Source organism: Bacillus sp. AFS029533 (assembly GCF_002585125.1).
GTDB lineage: Bacteria > Bacillota > Bacilli > Bacillales > Bacillaceae_G > Gottfriedia > Gottfriedia luciferensis_B.
Window position 1 is genome coordinate 1 of the sequence record NZ_NUQC01000019.1, and the last position, 15,922, is coordinate 15,922.

Below are 15,922 nucleotides of genomic sequence, written 5' to 3' on the forward strand. Positions count from 1 at the left end.
GATGTAAGTAGTAGCACTGGGAAATGTGCGGCTACAAGCTGTTTTGCTAATACAAAAGAAGCCAAATGGCTTGATAAAAATAGCTCTAACTATGGTTTTATTATTCGATATCCAAAAGGTAAAGAGCAGATCACAGGTTACAAATACGAACCTTGGCATATTCGGTATGTTGGCGTAACAACAGCAAAACAAATAAAAAAAAAAAGAAACTTAACCTTAGAAGAATATTTAAACGTCTATCCAGTTTCAAAATAAAAAAATCTAAGAACATAATATCTATACTTGATAAAAGGCTATGATTAAAATACATAGCCTCTTAATGTATTCATTTTTATAAATCCTTTCGTTAATTAGTTTAGATTTATATCTTGCCTGAATTAATCTCCATTAATAACTTCCGTTCATTTAAACTTCTACTGCGAGTTAGCAGTCCTTAATGTCTTTTAAAATAAATCAGGTTTACCTACATTATTTTCATTTATTATCGATGTTACAATGTGTAGTGAATCCCATTCTCCACCTGAAAATTTTATTATTGGGTAATTTTTTGGAAATAGCTTATTTCGGATATCTTCAGCTGAATTCCCTTCTTTGTATAAAGTTAATACATTATGTTTAATAGTTAATAAATTGTCTTGTTTTCGTTCAAGCGCTGTACGACCATCTTCTATAAACCCTGCGTGGCTGCAAAATACATCTTGAAAATCATAAGTTAATACTCGCTCTAATGAGTTAATAATTGTAGGGATACATTCTTCTGCTAATACGACTTTTGTCCGCTCACTTACAAATAAATCTCCCGTAAATAATTGACCAGTCTCCTGATTTAAAAATGCTTTATGATCAAAAGCATGACCAGGTGTATCGATTACTTTCCATGTCGCATTTCTGGATGTAAACGTATCAGGTATAGACTTAGCGTGAAACGGCTTTCTCTTTCCCCAAAAGAGTTGCCTATATAAAGGATAATCTGCATGTCTTGCGCAATAATCAATTGTTTTTTCACTTAAATAAATTGGTAGTTTCTTAGTTTTTTCAATATAAGCAGCACAACCTGAATGATCTTCATGAGAATGAGTTATCATTACTTGATCAAAATCTGCTTGGTCAATAAAAGATTCGAAATATCTATGTAAAGACTGCGATCCTGTATCAATTAAAACTCCATCCACTAAATAACTGTAAACATTTAATGAAACACTTAAATATTTAACTTCTCCATTCAAGTAGGAGACCCCATTTTTCTCTCCTAGATTTGATTTTTTCTTTAAAAACATCACCTTTCATCTCCTTAGTATTAAATAGTAAAGATAAGATATAATACGTAAAAAATTTTTATACTTTAAATATTCTGATTTTAAATTTATCATTTAAATGAATGAATAACCACTCATTTTTTAAATTTGAAATGAAATGTCATTTAGTGCATTAAAAAAGGACTTGCTCACATGACATCAATAAAATAATTAATAACATTCTTTTCATGTTTACAATCCTTTCTAATTTTTTACTGTTTGTTCTCCAAAAATCATAAAAATAATTGTGCTAAATGTCTTAAGTTCAAAGATTTGTATGTGCACAAACATTTTATTAGTCATTCTTTTGCTCTTTTAAGAATGTTTGTTCTAGAATTAGCACCCCTCCTCCTATAATAATAAAAAGGTGATCTCCAGTAATTTTTATAGTTACAAATAAAAGCAATCATATATTCCTCACGAATATATTTATAACACATTGAGAACGAACGGTAAATAATTTTTTTTTATCATTCGTTCTCGAATGTTCATTGAAAATTAACAACATAAAAGAATTAATTCGTACATCTGAGCTTACGTTAGGAAAGAAAGTTAACCATGAATTTTGAGAAGAGCTTACTAATGGATGAGAAAGAAATCAAAAAAATTGAGAAGCTAAATAAAAAATCCTGAAATAATTGTAAAGAGCTAATCGAATACTTACCGATTAGCTCTTTACAATTTACATTTTATTATTTTATTATTTGGAGTTCCAATTAGTTTTGAGAATTTTCAGGATTATAAATTGAATAAATGTTTCATTTTTCTATTTCTATTGTTTCTCTTCGTAATTTTGCTTAACTCTTTCAAGTAAATCATCTAAAGGTACATTTATAATCTTAATGGAATCCATTAATTCGTTTACTAATTCCATAATTAATTCACATCTAATACCATTTATAAAATTTATATCCGTAGTAATTTTACTAGGGAAATTCTTTTCCGTTGTGATCAATCCCTGCTGCTCCAATTCCTTATACGCTTTCTGTACCGTATTAGGATTTATATTAAATTGCGCAGCTAGTAATCGCCTAGATGGTATTTCTTGTCCGGCTTCTAATAGACTATTCGCAATTTGTTGCTTAAAATACCTTACAACCTGCAAATAAACAGATTCTCGATTATTAAAAAGATACTCCATATATAATGCTATACACTTTCCTGCTTTAAAGCATCAATAATTTTTTCTTTCTTTATCTTTGTAATAGAGAATAGCATTGTAGAACTTACAATGATAAACACAGTTGCAAAACAATAGAAGATATTCAACCATCGGAGTGAAAAGTCATAACTAAAGGTATTCATCATAGCAAGATGAATTTATAAAAAGCCCGGTCAAAGTTTAGATCTAGTTTATACAGATTCTGATTCAGGCAAAGAAAGTGCATTAACTAATGTGACCAGTATTATCATTGACAAAGTCCCCAGTTACATCCCACATCTGCTCTAAAAGCTGATTTCTAGATAGAACCTGTCCAATATGATTGGCAAAAATGAGGAATAAACGGTATTCCATGGCTGTCAATAGAATTTCTTCTCCGTTTTTATACACTTTTCCCTCAAGGGTATTGATTAAAATGTTTTTGATTTCTATATTAACTTTTACTGCGTGCTTTTGATAGCGTCTTAGAATGGTGTTAATCCTGGAAATGAGTTCCCGAATGCGAAAGGGCTTTGTAATATAATCATCTGCCCCCATATCAAGTCCCATCACCACATTCACCTCATCATCAATCGCTGTTAAAAAAATGACAGGAATATCTTTATGAGCTTTAACTAGCCGGCACAGATCATAACCACTTCCATCAGGTAGTGATAAATCAAATAAACATAAATCAATTTGGGCCATTTGTTCTTGCAGAATCTTTTTTGCAGACGATGCATCACAGCAAAGAATGGTCGAAAATTGTTCGTTCTGAAGCGAGTACTCGAGTCCTGCGGCGATTGTTTTATCATCTTCTACTATCAAAATTTCCATCTATGGATCTCACCAACCTTGAATTCTTTAAAACCAGTATTAATTACTCTTTTTGCTACATTGTTTTATAATGGGGTAACAATTCATTTTATATAAGGATTGATTTAACCAATCTATTTAAAAATCTTAGGATTCTGTGATTTCTCGAATAATTGAAAAGAGACTGTCAAATTGACAGTCCTTAAAAAATTTTTTAGAACTAATGAAGAGCATGGAAAAAATTCACCATTCTCTTGCAATTAACCTACAATTATAATATATGAATTTAAAAACAAAAATTTTGTTGACTCTTTTCATTTATGCCTAAACACTATTTAATCTAAAAAAGATAATGTCATAACAAGAATGTTTTTAAGCTTATTTTTATCATTAGTTGTTTTTGTTAATACTCGTAAACCTACAAAAGAGTTAAGAATAAACTGGGATAATTTTTCTATATCAAGGTGTTTAGGAATTTCACCTAAAATTTGTCCGAATTCTAATAATTCGAATATAATTTTTTCAGTTTTAGAAAAGTTTTGTTTGATTTTTTCTGCTACATCTTGATTCTCTAAAAACAACTCAATTGCACTATTCACAGATAAACAATCACCTGATTTTTTATTATCTTCTGAAATAGCCATTTTTAATATATTTCTTATAGTATCCTTCACAAATTCATTTTTTCTCATAATTATAGTTACTCACTTCTGATAAAATACTTTATTAGATGATTCCTCGGGAATTTTTTAATACTCCTGTTTCTGTTTCTTCCTGTTATTCTAAAAGACCAATATTATTATTCATCACCTAAATAACATATACAATTTATATTCGGCCATGGATAAATGGTTAGTTACATTAAATATTTTATAAAAGTATACTTTAATATTTAATAGAATTATAGTTTGGATTTTCAGAAAAAATTTGAACAGCTGAGCTAGTACCAATTCTTGTTGCCCCTGCTTCAACCATAGCTTTTATATCATCAATGCTGCGAACACCACCCGACGCTTTTACTCCAACAGATTCTCCAACCGTTTCTCTCATTAGGGCAACATCTTTAAGTGTTGCTCCATGTAAAGAAAAGCCAGTTGATGTTTTTACATAGTCAGCCCCTGATTTTACAGATAATTCACATGCTAATTGTATTTCTTGATCTGATAAAAGACACGCCTCTATAATAACTTTAACTAATGCTTTTCCACTTGCGGCTTCTACTACAGCGTTAATATCTTTTTCAACTAGATCAAAATTTTCACTTTTTAAAGCACCAATATTTATGACCATATCTACTTCTGTAGCTCCATTTTCAATCGCATTTTTCGTTTCAAATACTTTGGTTTCGATTGTATTAGCACCTAATGGAAATCCGATAACAGTACATACGTTAACATCAGATTGTCTTACAAGTTTTGAGGCTAATTTTACCCAAGTAGGATTTACTACTACTGAAGCAAATCCGTATTCCATCGCTTCATTACATAACTTAATAATGGCTACATCATCAGTCTCTGGCGATAATAATGTGTGATCAATAATATTTGTATATTCCATGTTTTACTCCACCTTATCAATTATTTTGTGTTTAACTCTGTGCTAATTCGATTGAATCTGCCAAATTTTATATCGACTTCATTTTTTTAGTATGTTAGAAAGTGAAAGATAATTGTGAATCAATTCACTCGATAATAGATCTTATACCGTTATGAATTCGTGGATTGTTTTCCACCTATTCATTATAAAAAATCTGTAAAAATTTAAACCATCCATTGTAGTACTTTTTACCCCATCCACTTAAAAAATGAATTAAAAAGGAATCATAATTAGTACATGATTCCTAGTTCATATAGATTTAAGTGCTTTAGAAAATCTTTTTATCCCTTCATCTATTGACTCTTCGTCTTCTCTTGCAAAGGTAAAACGAACAAACCCTTTTTTAGACCCCATTGTTAAACCCGGTGCAAAGATTACCCCTCTTTTAATTGATTCTTCTAGTAATTGTACTTCGTTAACTTCTTTTTTTAATTTGCACCAGATATGGATACCTCCTTGTGGCTGAGTAAATTCTACCTGATCCATTAAATAAAATTGAAGACTTTTGACAATTTGATTTCTTCTTTTTTCTAGTTGCTTCACTAAATTTTTAATATGCAAATGAAAATCTTTAGCTTCTAAAAAGTCATTTGCAATCCACTGTGTAAATCCAGAGTGACCAAAATCTATTTGTTGTTTAGCGTCAGATAATCTCTCAATTACAGGCTTTGGACCAATAATCCAACCAATTCTTAATCCAGAAGCTACAATCTTTGACAATGAACTTATATATAATACATTTCCATTTTCATCTAGTGATTTTAATGTAGAGATCGTTTCTCCATTAAAAGAAGTTAAACTATACGGGTCATCTTCAATGACAGGAATTCCAAGTTCTGAAGATATATCTAATATGGTTTTACGACGTTCAAGACTAAGATTGGTACCTGTTGGATTTTGATAGGTTGGATTTAAGAATATCATTCTGATTCGATGTTTTTTATGTAATTCGATTATGTCGGCTGGGTTAACTCCATTATCATCTACCGGTAATAAATAAGTCTTAACCCCCGCTGATTTAAAAATAGGTAGATTGTATGCATATGAAGGGTCTTCAATAGCTACTGAATCTCCAGGGTTTAGCAAACATTGAACAACTAAATATAAAGCTTGTTGAGCACCTGATGTGATTAAAATTGAAGAAGAATCCGTTTCAATTTTCCGATATTGTTTAACATGCTTTGCGATCGTTTCTCTTAATATTTTGTACCCTTGTGGATGATCATATCCAAGACTTCCAATAAATGATCTAGTTGAAGTAATTTCTCTTAATGATTTAATTGGAAAAAGATCTTCTGACAACTCTCCACTTGCTAAATTAATTAGCTTATCTTCAGATATCTTTTGACGAATTCTTTGAGTTACAGGCAAGTTTGGTAGAAAAGAACCAGCTTCAACATATCTGTTCCAACTTGGTATTCGCTTCTTAGTAATCCCCCAAATATCTTTACTGATTGTTGTTCCGCTTCCTCTATTTCTTTCAATAAGTCCATTTGATTCCAATTCATCATAAGCAGCAACTACTGTGCTTCGATTAATGTTAAATTCTTTTGCTAAATGCCTTTCGGAAGGAAGGGGTTTATCAAGTGGAAAAGTACCGTTAACGATTCCTTCTTCGATGTATTCGGCAAGTTGTTTATAGATAGCTTTCTTCGCTTCACGATCAGGTTTCCATTCCATTGACAATATTCCTCGCAATTTACAAAAATTTTTCTTTAATTCTGATTTTTAAACTCCTATGTTATCTATTTTAACGAATTTATAATAATAAAATAATTCATCTATTATAGATTAATTCTCTTCTTTCCTACTCATCCAATTATCCTATAGTTTTCCCATCCACTTCAGAAAAAAACAAAATTTCTATCAAATATAGTTAATTAGACGTTCTGCAAAAAACCAGAATTATCAACTGATGATACGTTATTTTGAAATCAAAAATCACTTCAAATACTATTAAATTCACTTTTTTTTTATTGTGAACATTTTTTGACAGAAATTGTAATTTCGTTGACTTTAAATATTTATGGCTCTATATTTTAACCAATTGTGAATCAAATTAACTCGATAATGACGTTATGAAAATAAAAATTGAAAAGGATTTTGTGCATGAAGAATAAATGGACCTTACAAACTTTTTTTATTTCTATTCTCATTTTGTTATCTGGTTGCGAGCCAGTAAAAGTGTTAGATCCTAAAGGACCGCAAGCTCAAACTCAAGCTAAAGATATTATGTTATCCATTTGGATTATGTCATTTATTGTCTTGGTCGTTTTCCTTATTTTAGGTTATATGCTTTTTAAATATCGTTCATCTAAACAAAGTAGTGATTATGAACCTCCTAAAATTAAAGGTAGTGTATTGGTTGAAATGATTTGTGTCGGGATTCCAGTATTGATCATTATTTTTCTTTCAATCGTTTCGGTACAAAGCAACAATAAGGTCGAATCTGCCCCAACTGGATATGCAAATAAAAAACCTTTAATAATTTACGCTACATCATCTGATTGGAAATGGCATTTCAGCTACCCTGAAGAAAATATTGAGACCGTAAACTATTTATATATTCCTACAAATAGACCACTAGAATTTAAATTATATTCAGATGGACCAATAACAAGTTTTTGGATTCCACAATTGGGGGGACAAAAATACGCTATGTCAGACATGGTCAATACTTTATACTTAGCTGCTGATGATCCAGGTGAATATATGGGACGTAATGCAAACTTCAGTGGTAAAGGATTTGCAGAAAATACGTTTAATGTTGAAGCGGTGCCTGAAAACAAATTTAATGAATGGGTCAAAGATGTTAAGAAAACCGCTTCACCTCTAACGAAAGAAAAGTTCACACAGTTGTTAAAACCAGGTCACCTTGGAGAATTAACGTTTACTGGAACTCATTTGGAGTTCTTACCTCCAAATGAAGGAGGTCATAAACATCACTCTAGTGAAAATGAAATGGACTCTGAAATGGATATGCTTAAACACTCTAGTCATTAATCTTACGGTCATTTTCAAATTTAAATGTAGTTAAAGGAGTTCATATATTATGGAATTTTTCGATCGATTTGCGATTCCACATCCAAACCCTGCTATTTATGCATCGATGATCGCTATTGGGGTAACTGTAATTGCTATTGTAGCTGGTTTAACCTATTTCAAAAAATGGGGTTATTTATGGAGAGAATGGTTAACAACTGTTGATCATAAACGAATTGGGATTATGTACCTACTTTCTGCCCTGCTAATGCTTTTCCGTGGTGGTGTCGATGCCATTTTGATGCGGGCTCAGACGGCCATTCCCGAAAATACGCTTTTAGATGCACAGCATTATAACGAAATATTTACGACTCATGGACTTGTCATGATTATTTTTATGGCTATGCCATTTATCTATGCTCTTATGAACTTTGTTGTACCCCTTCAAATTGGTGCACGTGATGTAGCATTCCCACGTTTAAACGCACTAAGCTTTTGGTTGTTTTTTATGGGGGCGATGTTATTAAATATCTCATTTGTAATTGGTGGCTCTCCGGATGCAGGATGGACATCATATTTCCCACTAGCTGGAAATGAACTAAGTAAATCCGTTGGTACAAACTATTATATGATTGCACTGCAAATTGCTGGACTTGGTACTTTACTTTCTGGAATTAATTTCGTCACAACGATTTTAAAAATGAGAGCACCGGGTATTACACTCTTTAAAATGCCGATTTTTACTTGGTCTGCTCTAACGACAAATGTGATTGTAATATTTGCATTTCCTGTTTTAACAGTGGCTCTTTTGATGGGTACGATGGACAGACTATTCGGTACAAATTTCTTTACAACGACAAATGGTGGCATGGACATGCTTTGGGCAAATCTTTTTTGGATATGGGGACACCCAGAAGTATACATCCTAGTTTTACCTGCTTTTGGTGTCTATAGTGAGATTATCTCTACATTTGCACGTCGAAACTTATACGGATATAAATCAATGGTCTATTCCATGTTAATTATCTCGTTTCTATCATTCTTAGTTTGGACTCATCATTTCTTTACAATGGGTCAAGGTGCATTAACGAATAGTATATTCTCAATTACAACAATGGCAATTGCCATTCCAACAGGAATAAAAATCTTTAATTGGCTGTTTACACTTTGGAGAGGAAAAATCGTTTTTACTGTTCCTATGTTATATTCTGTAGGCTTCATTCCGATCTTTACGATTGGTGGGGTTACTGGTGTGATGCTAGGAATGTCTGCAGCAGATTACCAATACCATAATACGATGTTTTTAGTAGCCCACTTCCATTACACGATCATTCCTGGTGTCGTTTTTGCTATGATTGCTGGACTTACCTACTGGTGGCCTAAAATGTTTGGTTTTATGTTAAATGAACGAATTGGAAAATGGGCATTCTGGTTTATCGCAATTAGCTTTAACGTAACATTTTTCCCAATGTTCTTTACAGGATTAAACGGACAAGCTCGTCGTATGTATACTTATTCAGAGTCTACAGGATTTGGTCCATTGAATTTATTATCTTTTATCGGAGCAATCGGATTGGCGATCGGTTTTATTTTATTAGTGTTTAACATTTATTATAGTATTCGTTATGCATCTAGAAATATTAACTCAGACCCATGGGATGCTCGTACTTTAGAATGGGCTACTCATAGTCCTGTTCCTTCTTATAATTTCGCCATTACCCCTAAAGTAAATTCAATTGAAGCATTTTGGGATGCGAAGAAATTAGGAATACCGATCTTTAAAGGGCATTATGACAAAATTCATATGCCAAATAATAGTGGCGCACCTTTTATCATGGGATGCATTATATTTGTTTTTGGGTTCTCATTTGTCTTTTCAATGTGGATTCCTGTAATTGTCTCTGCAATAGGAATATTTGTTTGTATGGGTCTTCGTTCCTTTGAAATTGATAAGGGCCACTATATTCCAGTAGAAACAATTAAAGAAAACGAAAATGAATATAGAGGTGCCTAAACGATGAAATTAATAAAATCACTCCCTTTAGAATATAGTACAGAGCAAAATCAAATAAATATATTAGGTTTTTGGATCTTTTTAGGTGCAGAAATCATGCTTTTCGGAACTCTTTTTGCCTCTTATTTTACATTAGTCAATCGAACTGGACATGGTCCTACTGGGGCAGAAATTTTTGAAATTACACCTGTATTAATTGAAACGTTTGTTTTATTAGCGAGTAGCTTTGTTATAGGATTAGCTATTCATGCTATGCGTATTGGTCGAAAAACAGCAGTAATCTCATTTCTTGCAATTACACTGATTCTTGGTTTAGTATTTGTAAGTTTTGAGATTTCAGAATTCGTACATTATATTCATATGGGTGCAGGATTACAAACAAGCGCATTTACTGCGATTCTATTAACAACTTTAGGTACACATGGAGCCCATGTAACACTTGGATTTTTTTGGGGATTATTTATCATGTTACAAATTCGAAAAAGAGGAATCACTCCAGAAATTGCTAATAAAACATTTATCTTTTCACTCTATTGGCATTTCTTAGACGTCGTATGGATCTTCATTTTTAGCTTTGTTTATCTGAAAGGATTGATGTAACATGAAAGAATTATTTCCACTTAAGCAAGTTAAAGGCTTTGCTTTTTCAATGATTCTAACTGGCATAGCACTCGTAGTTTACTTCTTTAACTTGTCATTTGCAGTTGGGATGACAATATTGCTTGTAACTGCATTTTTACAAGCGAGTCTTCAATTAGTAGTGTTTATGCATGCAGGTGAAACAAGAGAAAAAGGAGCTATTTATACAAATATCTTTTACGCATTATCAATCGCACTAGTTACCGTATTCGGTACATTACTCTGTATGGTTTGGGGATATGCCTAATACAATATAAATGATTAATGATCTGAAGCATTAAAATAAACTTGGAGGTAATTTTATGTCAATGACAGCTGTATATGTGATAGGTGGAATCATAATCTTTGTTGTTTTCGGTGCTTTTGTTTTAACAGTAAATAAAGGTTATGGGGTAAAACACAAAGTTGATAAAATTGATGATATAAATATTAATAACATTAATAAAGATAAAAATAATAAATAATTAAAACTAATAAAATGCCAGCTTTTGTTTAATGTTTTCTATTCAACAGTTTATTCATAACTAGAATATAATAAATGCTTTTAATAAAGGAAAAGGTTTGATCTAACTTAGATTATTTCAAACCTTTTTTATATATTTAATACGTAAGATTAGTCTTATTATCACTGGATTACTTGCTTCTTTTTGTTATAAATCCCCTCTAAATCTTTTTAAAAAATCCAATTTCCCCTCTTCTTCAGTTTAAGCTGCTTATATTAATTATTTCTTTTTAGACTAATTATGCTAATACCTATTTTTATAATTATAAAAACGTAAATTATCCATACTAACTTTAATAGAAACTTTTAGAGGTGTTTATTTTGATTCGATTAATATATCAAGTCATCTTAATCGGTTTATGCTCCATACTTTTTGGATTTGCCTATAACACTTTTCTTATCCCTCATAAATTGGCATCCGGTGGAGTTACCGGAATTGCATTTATGATTCATCATTTTTTACATGTAAATACGGGTTGGATTGTTTTCATTATTAATATCCCTTTATTCATATTGGGTATTAAAAATCTTGGAAAAAGATTTATCCTTTTTACGATCTATTCGGTTGCTGTTTTATCTTTTAGTTTAAAAATAATACCTATCCATGCAATAAGCAATGATATCTTACTTTCTTCTATTATAGGAGGCGCTCTTTATGGAATTTCTGTAGGACTGATTATCAAGCATGGTGGTTCAACAGGTGGGACAGATATAGTTAGCCTGATTCTTTCTCAAAAAAAGAATATGCAGGTAGGATTTTTGAGTGCATGTATGAATTTATTTGTAGTTTGTGCTTCTGGGTTTATATTTGGATGGAATATCACTTTATATACCATTATCACGATCTATGTAGCTGGTCGTGCAGTCGATTTGGTATATACAACCCAAAACAAATTAACCTTAAGAATTGTCACTGAGAAGGGAGACGAATTAATAGACGCCCTTATCCATTTACATCTAAGAGGGATTACAGTACATAATGCTGAAGGTGCCTACTCACATAAACCAAAAAAAGTCCTTACAACTGTCATTACAAGATTCGAATTGAATGAAACAAAACATGCTATCAGAATGATTGATCCGAATGCTTTTGTAAACATCTCACAAACCCTTGAAGTGCTAGGACGATTTAGGAAAACATAAGTGATTGTTTCTCCTAATTTAAATAAATTCGCAGAGTGCAATACAGCAATATAAAAAAACTTTTCAAAATGATAGTAATAAAAATAATAAAATCCATTTGCAAAAACGGGCAGAATACGAAAAAGGAACTGATTAATCATCAGCTCCTTTACTTTATTTGACTATACTAAAAAAACTATTAGACTACCATTTCTGTTTCAGCCTGGCCTGTTATTGAAGATTACCGAAAATTTTTAAGCTCCCTTTTCTACTGTAATATCTTGATTGACTACCTTTTTATTTAAAAAACGTGATAATGATAATCCATAAGTTGTGAAACCTGCAAGTACAACACTCAATGCACTAAGCCAAACAATTGAAGATAATGATATTTGCCCCACAATTACTCCACCTAAACCTGCACCAACGGCAAAACCTAATTGCATCATTGATTGATTAAGTCCTAACATCACATCTGATGATTCAGGTGAGATCGTTGCTAAATTATATTGCTGCGTTGCACCTAATGACCAGCCTGAGAATGACCATACTATCAATATTATAAATACTACAATAATTGAATGTGAAACGAATGAAAGAGCTATTAACGATGCTATGTTTACAAGTAACCCTCTTTTTAAGGTGAATATTACACCCCTTTTATCTGCACTTAAACCACCTATTTTTGAACCAAATAAGCTTGCAACTCCAAGAACCAGTAGAGTAATGCTTAAAAGATGATCACTCATTCCTACTGTTTTTACAAGGTATGGTGATAAATAAGTAAAAATAATCCCGTACCCTGTCATTATGAAAAAGGTGATTGATAATGCTAAAGCATTTTTGGTATTTTTGAACAATGCAATTTGCCTCGATAAAGGGATTGAAATACCTCCATTCATTTTTGGTATTGTATTTAGAACAATTAAAATAACAAGTAAAACTAATAGTGCGATACCGATAAATACAAATTTCCATCCATAAGTAGATGAAATAAAACGCCCGATAGGAACACCAATGATTAATGACACTGTAAATCCCATGACAACTGTTGCAATTGAACTTGCTTTCTTATTAGCCGGTGCAATCTTTGCTGCAATACTTAAAACTGTAACGACGGCTACACCATTACTTAATGCCATAATAATACGAGCAATCATAAATAACCAATACCCTGAAACAATGACTGAAAGTAAATTCCCTACGATAAAAACTAATAATGTATAAATCAGTAATTTACGTCTTTCCATTTTTGCTGTTAATACCATTAAGATCGGTGTACCGAGTGCATAAGCTAATGAAAAAACAGTTATTAATTGACCAGCTGCACCAATTGACACACCTAAAGCAACTGCCATTTATCCAAAATACCTGAAATAATGTATTGAGAAGATCCAACTAAAAAACTGATCAATGCTAAAATATAAATCTTTGCAGTATTTGACATGCAATATTTCCTCCAAAAGATTATTAATTTGAATATTTCTATAAATACCGAAATAAGATTCAAAAAGAATGAAGCAATCTAAGCTCCCTTCTATATTATGTAACTTATTTAGTGTATTAAGATTCTTTTTAATTTCGTATTATTCTAATTCTTTATTCCCTTTTTAAATTTACTCTACTATACCCCTTAAAAATTCTGTATTTCTATAAATACTGAAATTATAATCATACAATTTTAATTTTAAAGTAAAGAGGGAGATATTTTTATTTTACCCTCGCTTTTTCCTTAATTATGCTTGGAACAGAGACATTAAACATTGTTGTGTTCATAACGACGATGTACAATCCAAACGCCTATAACGGCATTACGATTTTGTCTTTCATGGTGTTAACTCCTATCCAAGTCTAAACTCCAACCATTGTTAGGTTGGTGGTCTAAGTCATTAATTTTACAATACTAGTCTGATTTCACATTTTCTTCATTACAACCTACTACTAAAAGTCCCTTTGCAGCTCAAAATAAATTTGATTCAAACAATCCTTTACTTTTTATCCTGATATTCGAAGTCTTGCCAATGCAAATTTATTGTTTAAATAATTTTTGTAATCTCCTCATTTTGTATTTTAGTCTAGATAATTAGTTGTAAAATAATTTATTTTATCTATTCAAGAACAATCATTCTCAAACAAACAAAAAAATTAATAGTTTGTTGGATTCATGTGTATAAATATACCATATTGAGAACGAACGATAAATAATCATTTTTTACCATTCGTTCTAAAATTTTCATTACAAACTAAATTATGAAAAAGAATTAACTGGGATTGGTTAACTCTTTTTATATACTTATCAATTAGAGAATGAATTAATCTAAAATAGATAGTGTCATATCAATTATATTTTTCAATTTATTTTTATCGTTAGTTGTTTTTGTTAATACTCTTAATCCCACAAAAGAATTATGAATAAACTGAGATAATTTTTCTAAATCATGATGTTTAGCTATTTCACCTGAATTATGTCCAAGAACTAGTAAATCAAAAATAATTTCTTCAGTTTTAGAAAAATTTTGTTCAATCATTTCAGCTACAACTTGATCATGTAAACACAACTCAACTGCACTATTCACTGTTAAACAACCTACTGATTTTTTATCATCTTTAGTAATGACTATTTCTAATATACTTCTAATAGCTTCTTTCACAGTTAATGATTTCTTAGCCTGTAAATTCATATTTTTCATTGCATTATTATTATAAAGTTCTAATGCTTTGATAAACAATGTATGTTTATCACCAAATGTATCATATAAACTTCTTCTATGAATTCCCATATGAGTAACAAGATCTTGCAATGAGGTTTTTTCGTAACCTTGATGCCTAAATAGCTCCATTGCTTTTAGTAAAACTTCTTTTTCGTCATATTCTTTATGTCTGGCCACGTTCGTACCTCCTTTTGAAAGATTATAGCATATTTAAAAATAATCTTTGTATATTCAATAAAACTATATATAAATTTTATAACTAATTACTAATTGTTTTTTAGTAAAATGCTTTCTATTTTATCAAAATATAGCACCTTTATAGAGATTCATTACGATTCAATTTTGAGGTTAATAATAAGATTAATGGACAATTCCATTATTATTATAAAGTTGAGATTTTAATGGGTCAATTTGACGAACAAGTCGCACCGAATAATAAGTTGCCAATAAGTTCAATTACTTATTTAACTTTTTGAAAGCAAACCGGCTTAGTAATAGTTGATTTTTATTTTGTCCCAAACAAAAAATTAGACCACAAATTGTGGTCTTACATGTTTAAATAGTATTTAGTTTTCGTATCAAAATAATATTCTAATAATTAAAAACTTCACTTCATATATTTTAACGTGAATTAATGCTACAAAGAATTGATGTTAAGAAAGTTACTAACTAATACTGTTTATTCAAAGATACTATCATTGTTTTTTAATTTGATTTAGTGTTAGAACAAATGGTAAAAAGTAGTTATTTACCGTTCATTCTCAATATGTTATATAATATACATGAGGAGAAATTAAATTATACGTATAGAAAAATAGAGACAATCGCTAGCTTTTTTGTGAAGGAGTTAGGAAAGATCCCCTATTTTAGAACGAACATTCTCAAAAAACTATTAAAAAACTAACTTATATTAATTAGAAGGTCCTTTATTTGACGCTTAGGTAAAAAAATTGCTACAGAAGAGAGAAAATAAAAGGGGACATTGTTGAATTGCATTCCATTTGGCTTATGTCCTAATAAACACAATCACCTAAAATTAGTGGATGAGTTAAAAAGTTCTAAAATGGATGGTTTAAATTTTCACATTATTTTTATAATGAAAAT

Annotated in this window: 14 protein-coding genes and 1 pseudogene; 7 read left to right on the forward strand and 8 right to left on the reverse strand. The window is 30.8% G+C overall.

Annotated elements, in window-relative coordinates; all coding sequences use genetic code 11:
• A partial coding sequence (locus tag COE53_RS09740; RefSeq protein WP_142350404.1) for a M15 family metallopeptidase occupies positions 1-255 on the forward strand: 255 nt, incomplete at its 5' end.
• 188 nt (positions 256-443) lie between these two features.
• On the opposite strand, the gene COE53_RS09745 is transcribed toward COE53_RS09740, so the two are convergent.
• From COE53_RS09745 to pdxR, 6 genes are all read right to left on the reverse strand, one after another.
• On the reverse strand, positions 444-1,277 hold the full coding sequence (locus tag COE53_RS09745; RefSeq protein ID WP_098947902.1) for an MBL fold metallo-hydrolase: 834 nt from the start codon (positions 1,275-1,277) through the stop codon (positions 444-446).
• Between the two features lie 790 nt (positions 1,278-2,067).
• The gene (locus COE53_RS09750) at positions 2,068-2,436 is read right to left on the reverse strand and encodes a GntR family transcriptional regulator (RefSeq protein ID WP_098947904.1); all 369 of its coding nucleotides are present in this window, start codon (positions 2,434-2,436) and stop codon (positions 2,068-2,070) included.
• 246 nt (positions 2,437-2,682) lie between these two features.
• The gene (locus COE53_RS09755) at positions 2,683-3,273 is read right to left on the reverse strand and encodes a response regulator transcription factor (protein ID WP_098947906.1); all 591 of its coding nucleotides are present in this window, start codon (positions 3,271-3,273) and stop codon (positions 2,683-2,685) included.
• 314 nt (positions 3,274-3,587) lie between these two features.
• The gene (locus COE53_RS09760; RefSeq protein ID WP_098947908.1) at positions 3,588-3,944 is read right to left on the reverse strand and encodes a TetR family transcriptional regulator C-terminal domain-containing protein; all 357 of its coding nucleotides are present in this window, start codon (positions 3,942-3,944) and stop codon (positions 3,588-3,590) included.
• Positions 3,945-4,137: 193 nt separating this feature from the next.
• Positions 4,138-4,809, reverse strand: a complete 672-nt coding sequence (gene deoC, locus COE53_RS09765) for a deoxyribose-phosphate aldolase (protein ID WP_098947910.1) — start codon at positions 4,807-4,809, stop codon at positions 4,138-4,140.
• Positions 4,810-5,097: 288 nt separating this feature from the next.
• Positions 5,098-6,528, reverse strand: coding sequence for a MocR-like pyridoxine biosynthesis transcription factor PdxR (gene pdxR, locus COE53_RS09770; RefSeq protein ID WP_098947912.1), 1,431 nt, complete (start codon positions 6,526-6,528; stop codon positions 5,098-5,100).
• Positions 6,529-6,957: 429 nt separating this feature from the next.
• Between pdxR and qoxA the strand changes: the two genes are divergently transcribed.
• The 6 genes from qoxA (at position 6,958) to COE53_RS09800 (ending at position 12,128) form a co-directional block, all read left to right on the forward strand.
• Entirely contained in the window at positions 6,958-7,851 is an 894-nt protein-coding gene (qoxA, locus tag COE53_RS09775; protein WP_098947914.1) for a cytochrome aa3 quinol oxidase subunit II, read from the forward strand.
• A 49-nt stretch (positions 7,852-7,900) separates the two neighbouring features.
• Complete coding sequence (gene qoxB, locus COE53_RS09780) at positions 7,901-9,844, forward strand: cytochrome aa3 quinol oxidase subunit I (RefSeq protein ID WP_098947916.1); 1,944 nt, start codon at positions 7,901-7,903, stop codon at positions 9,842-9,844.
• A gap of 3 nt (positions 9,845-9,847) precedes the next feature.
• Complete coding sequence (gene qoxC, locus COE53_RS09785) at positions 9,848-10,444, forward strand: cytochrome aa3 quinol oxidase subunit III (RefSeq protein WP_098947918.1); 597 nt, start codon at positions 9,848-9,850, stop codon at positions 10,442-10,444.
• A 1-nt stretch (position 10,445) separates the two neighbouring features.
• Positions 10,446-10,730, forward strand: coding sequence for a cytochrome aa3 quinol oxidase subunit IV (gene qoxD, locus COE53_RS09790; RefSeq protein WP_025568480.1), 285 nt, complete (start codon positions 10,446-10,448; stop codon positions 10,728-10,730).
• Between the two features lie 55 nt (positions 10,731-10,785).
• Positions 10,786-10,947, forward strand: a complete 162-nt coding sequence (gene ytzI, locus COE53_RS09795) for a YtzI protein (RefSeq protein WP_094030738.1) — start codon at positions 10,786-10,788, stop codon at positions 10,945-10,947.
• Between the two features lie 359 nt (positions 10,948-11,306).
• Positions 11,307-12,128, forward strand: coding sequence for a YitT family protein (locus COE53_RS09800; protein ID WP_180242405.1), 822 nt, complete (start codon positions 11,307-11,309; stop codon positions 12,126-12,128).
• 233 nt (positions 12,129-12,361) lie between these two features.
• On the opposite strand, the pseudogene COE53_RS09805 reads toward COE53_RS09800, so the two are convergent.
• Positions 12,362-13,554: pseudogene (locus COE53_RS09805) on the reverse strand (MFS transporter).
• A gap of 865 nt (positions 13,555-14,419) precedes the next feature.
• Positions 14,420-14,995, reverse strand: a complete 576-nt coding sequence (locus tag COE53_RS09810; protein ID WP_098947922.1) for a TetR/AcrR family transcriptional regulator — start codon at positions 14,993-14,995, stop codon at positions 14,420-14,422.
• Positions 14,996-15,922 lie beyond the last annotated feature (927 nt).

Excerpts from the sequence above, each read along its gene's own strand:
- qoxD (WP_025568480.1), top strand. The coding sequence starts at position 10,446 with ATGAAAGAATTATTTCCACTTAAGCAAGTTAAAGGCTTTGCTTTTTCA.
- COE53_RS09750 (WP_098947904.1), bottom strand. The coding sequence starts at position 2,436 with ATGGAGTATCTTTTTAATAATCGAGAATCTGTTTATTTGCAGGTTGTA.
- pdxR (WP_098947912.1), bottom strand. The coding sequence starts at position 6,528 with ATGGAATGGAAACCTGATCGTGAAGCGAAGAAAGCTATCTATAAACAA.
- COE53_RS09745 (WP_098947902.1), bottom strand. The coding sequence starts at position 1,277 with ATGTTTTTAAAGAAAAAATCAAATCTAGGAGAGAAAAATGGGGTCTCC.
- COE53_RS09760 (WP_098947908.1), bottom strand. The coding sequence starts at position 3,944 with ATGAGAAAAAATGAATTTGTGAAGGATACTATAAGAAATATATTAAAA.
- qoxB (WP_098947916.1), top strand. The coding sequence starts at position 7,901 with ATGGAATTTTTCGATCGATTTGCGATTCCACATCCAAACCCTGCTATT.
- COE53_RS09755 (WP_098947906.1), bottom strand. The coding sequence starts at position 3,273 with ATGGAAATTTTGATAGTAGAAGATGATAAAACAATCGCCGCAGGACTC.
- deoC (WP_098947910.1), bottom strand. The coding sequence starts at position 4,809 with ATGGAATATACAAATATTATTGATCACACATTATTATCGCCAGAGACT.
- qoxC (WP_098947918.1), top strand. The coding sequence starts at position 9,848 with ATGAAATTAATAAAATCACTCCCTTTAGAATATAGTACAGAGCAAAAT.
- qoxA (WP_098947914.1), top strand. The coding sequence starts at position 6,958 with ATGAAGAATAAATGGACCTTACAAACTTTTTTTATTTCTATTCTCATT.
- ytzI (WP_094030738.1), top strand. The coding sequence starts at position 10,786 with ATGTCAATGACAGCTGTATATGTGATAGGTGGAATCATAATCTTTGTT.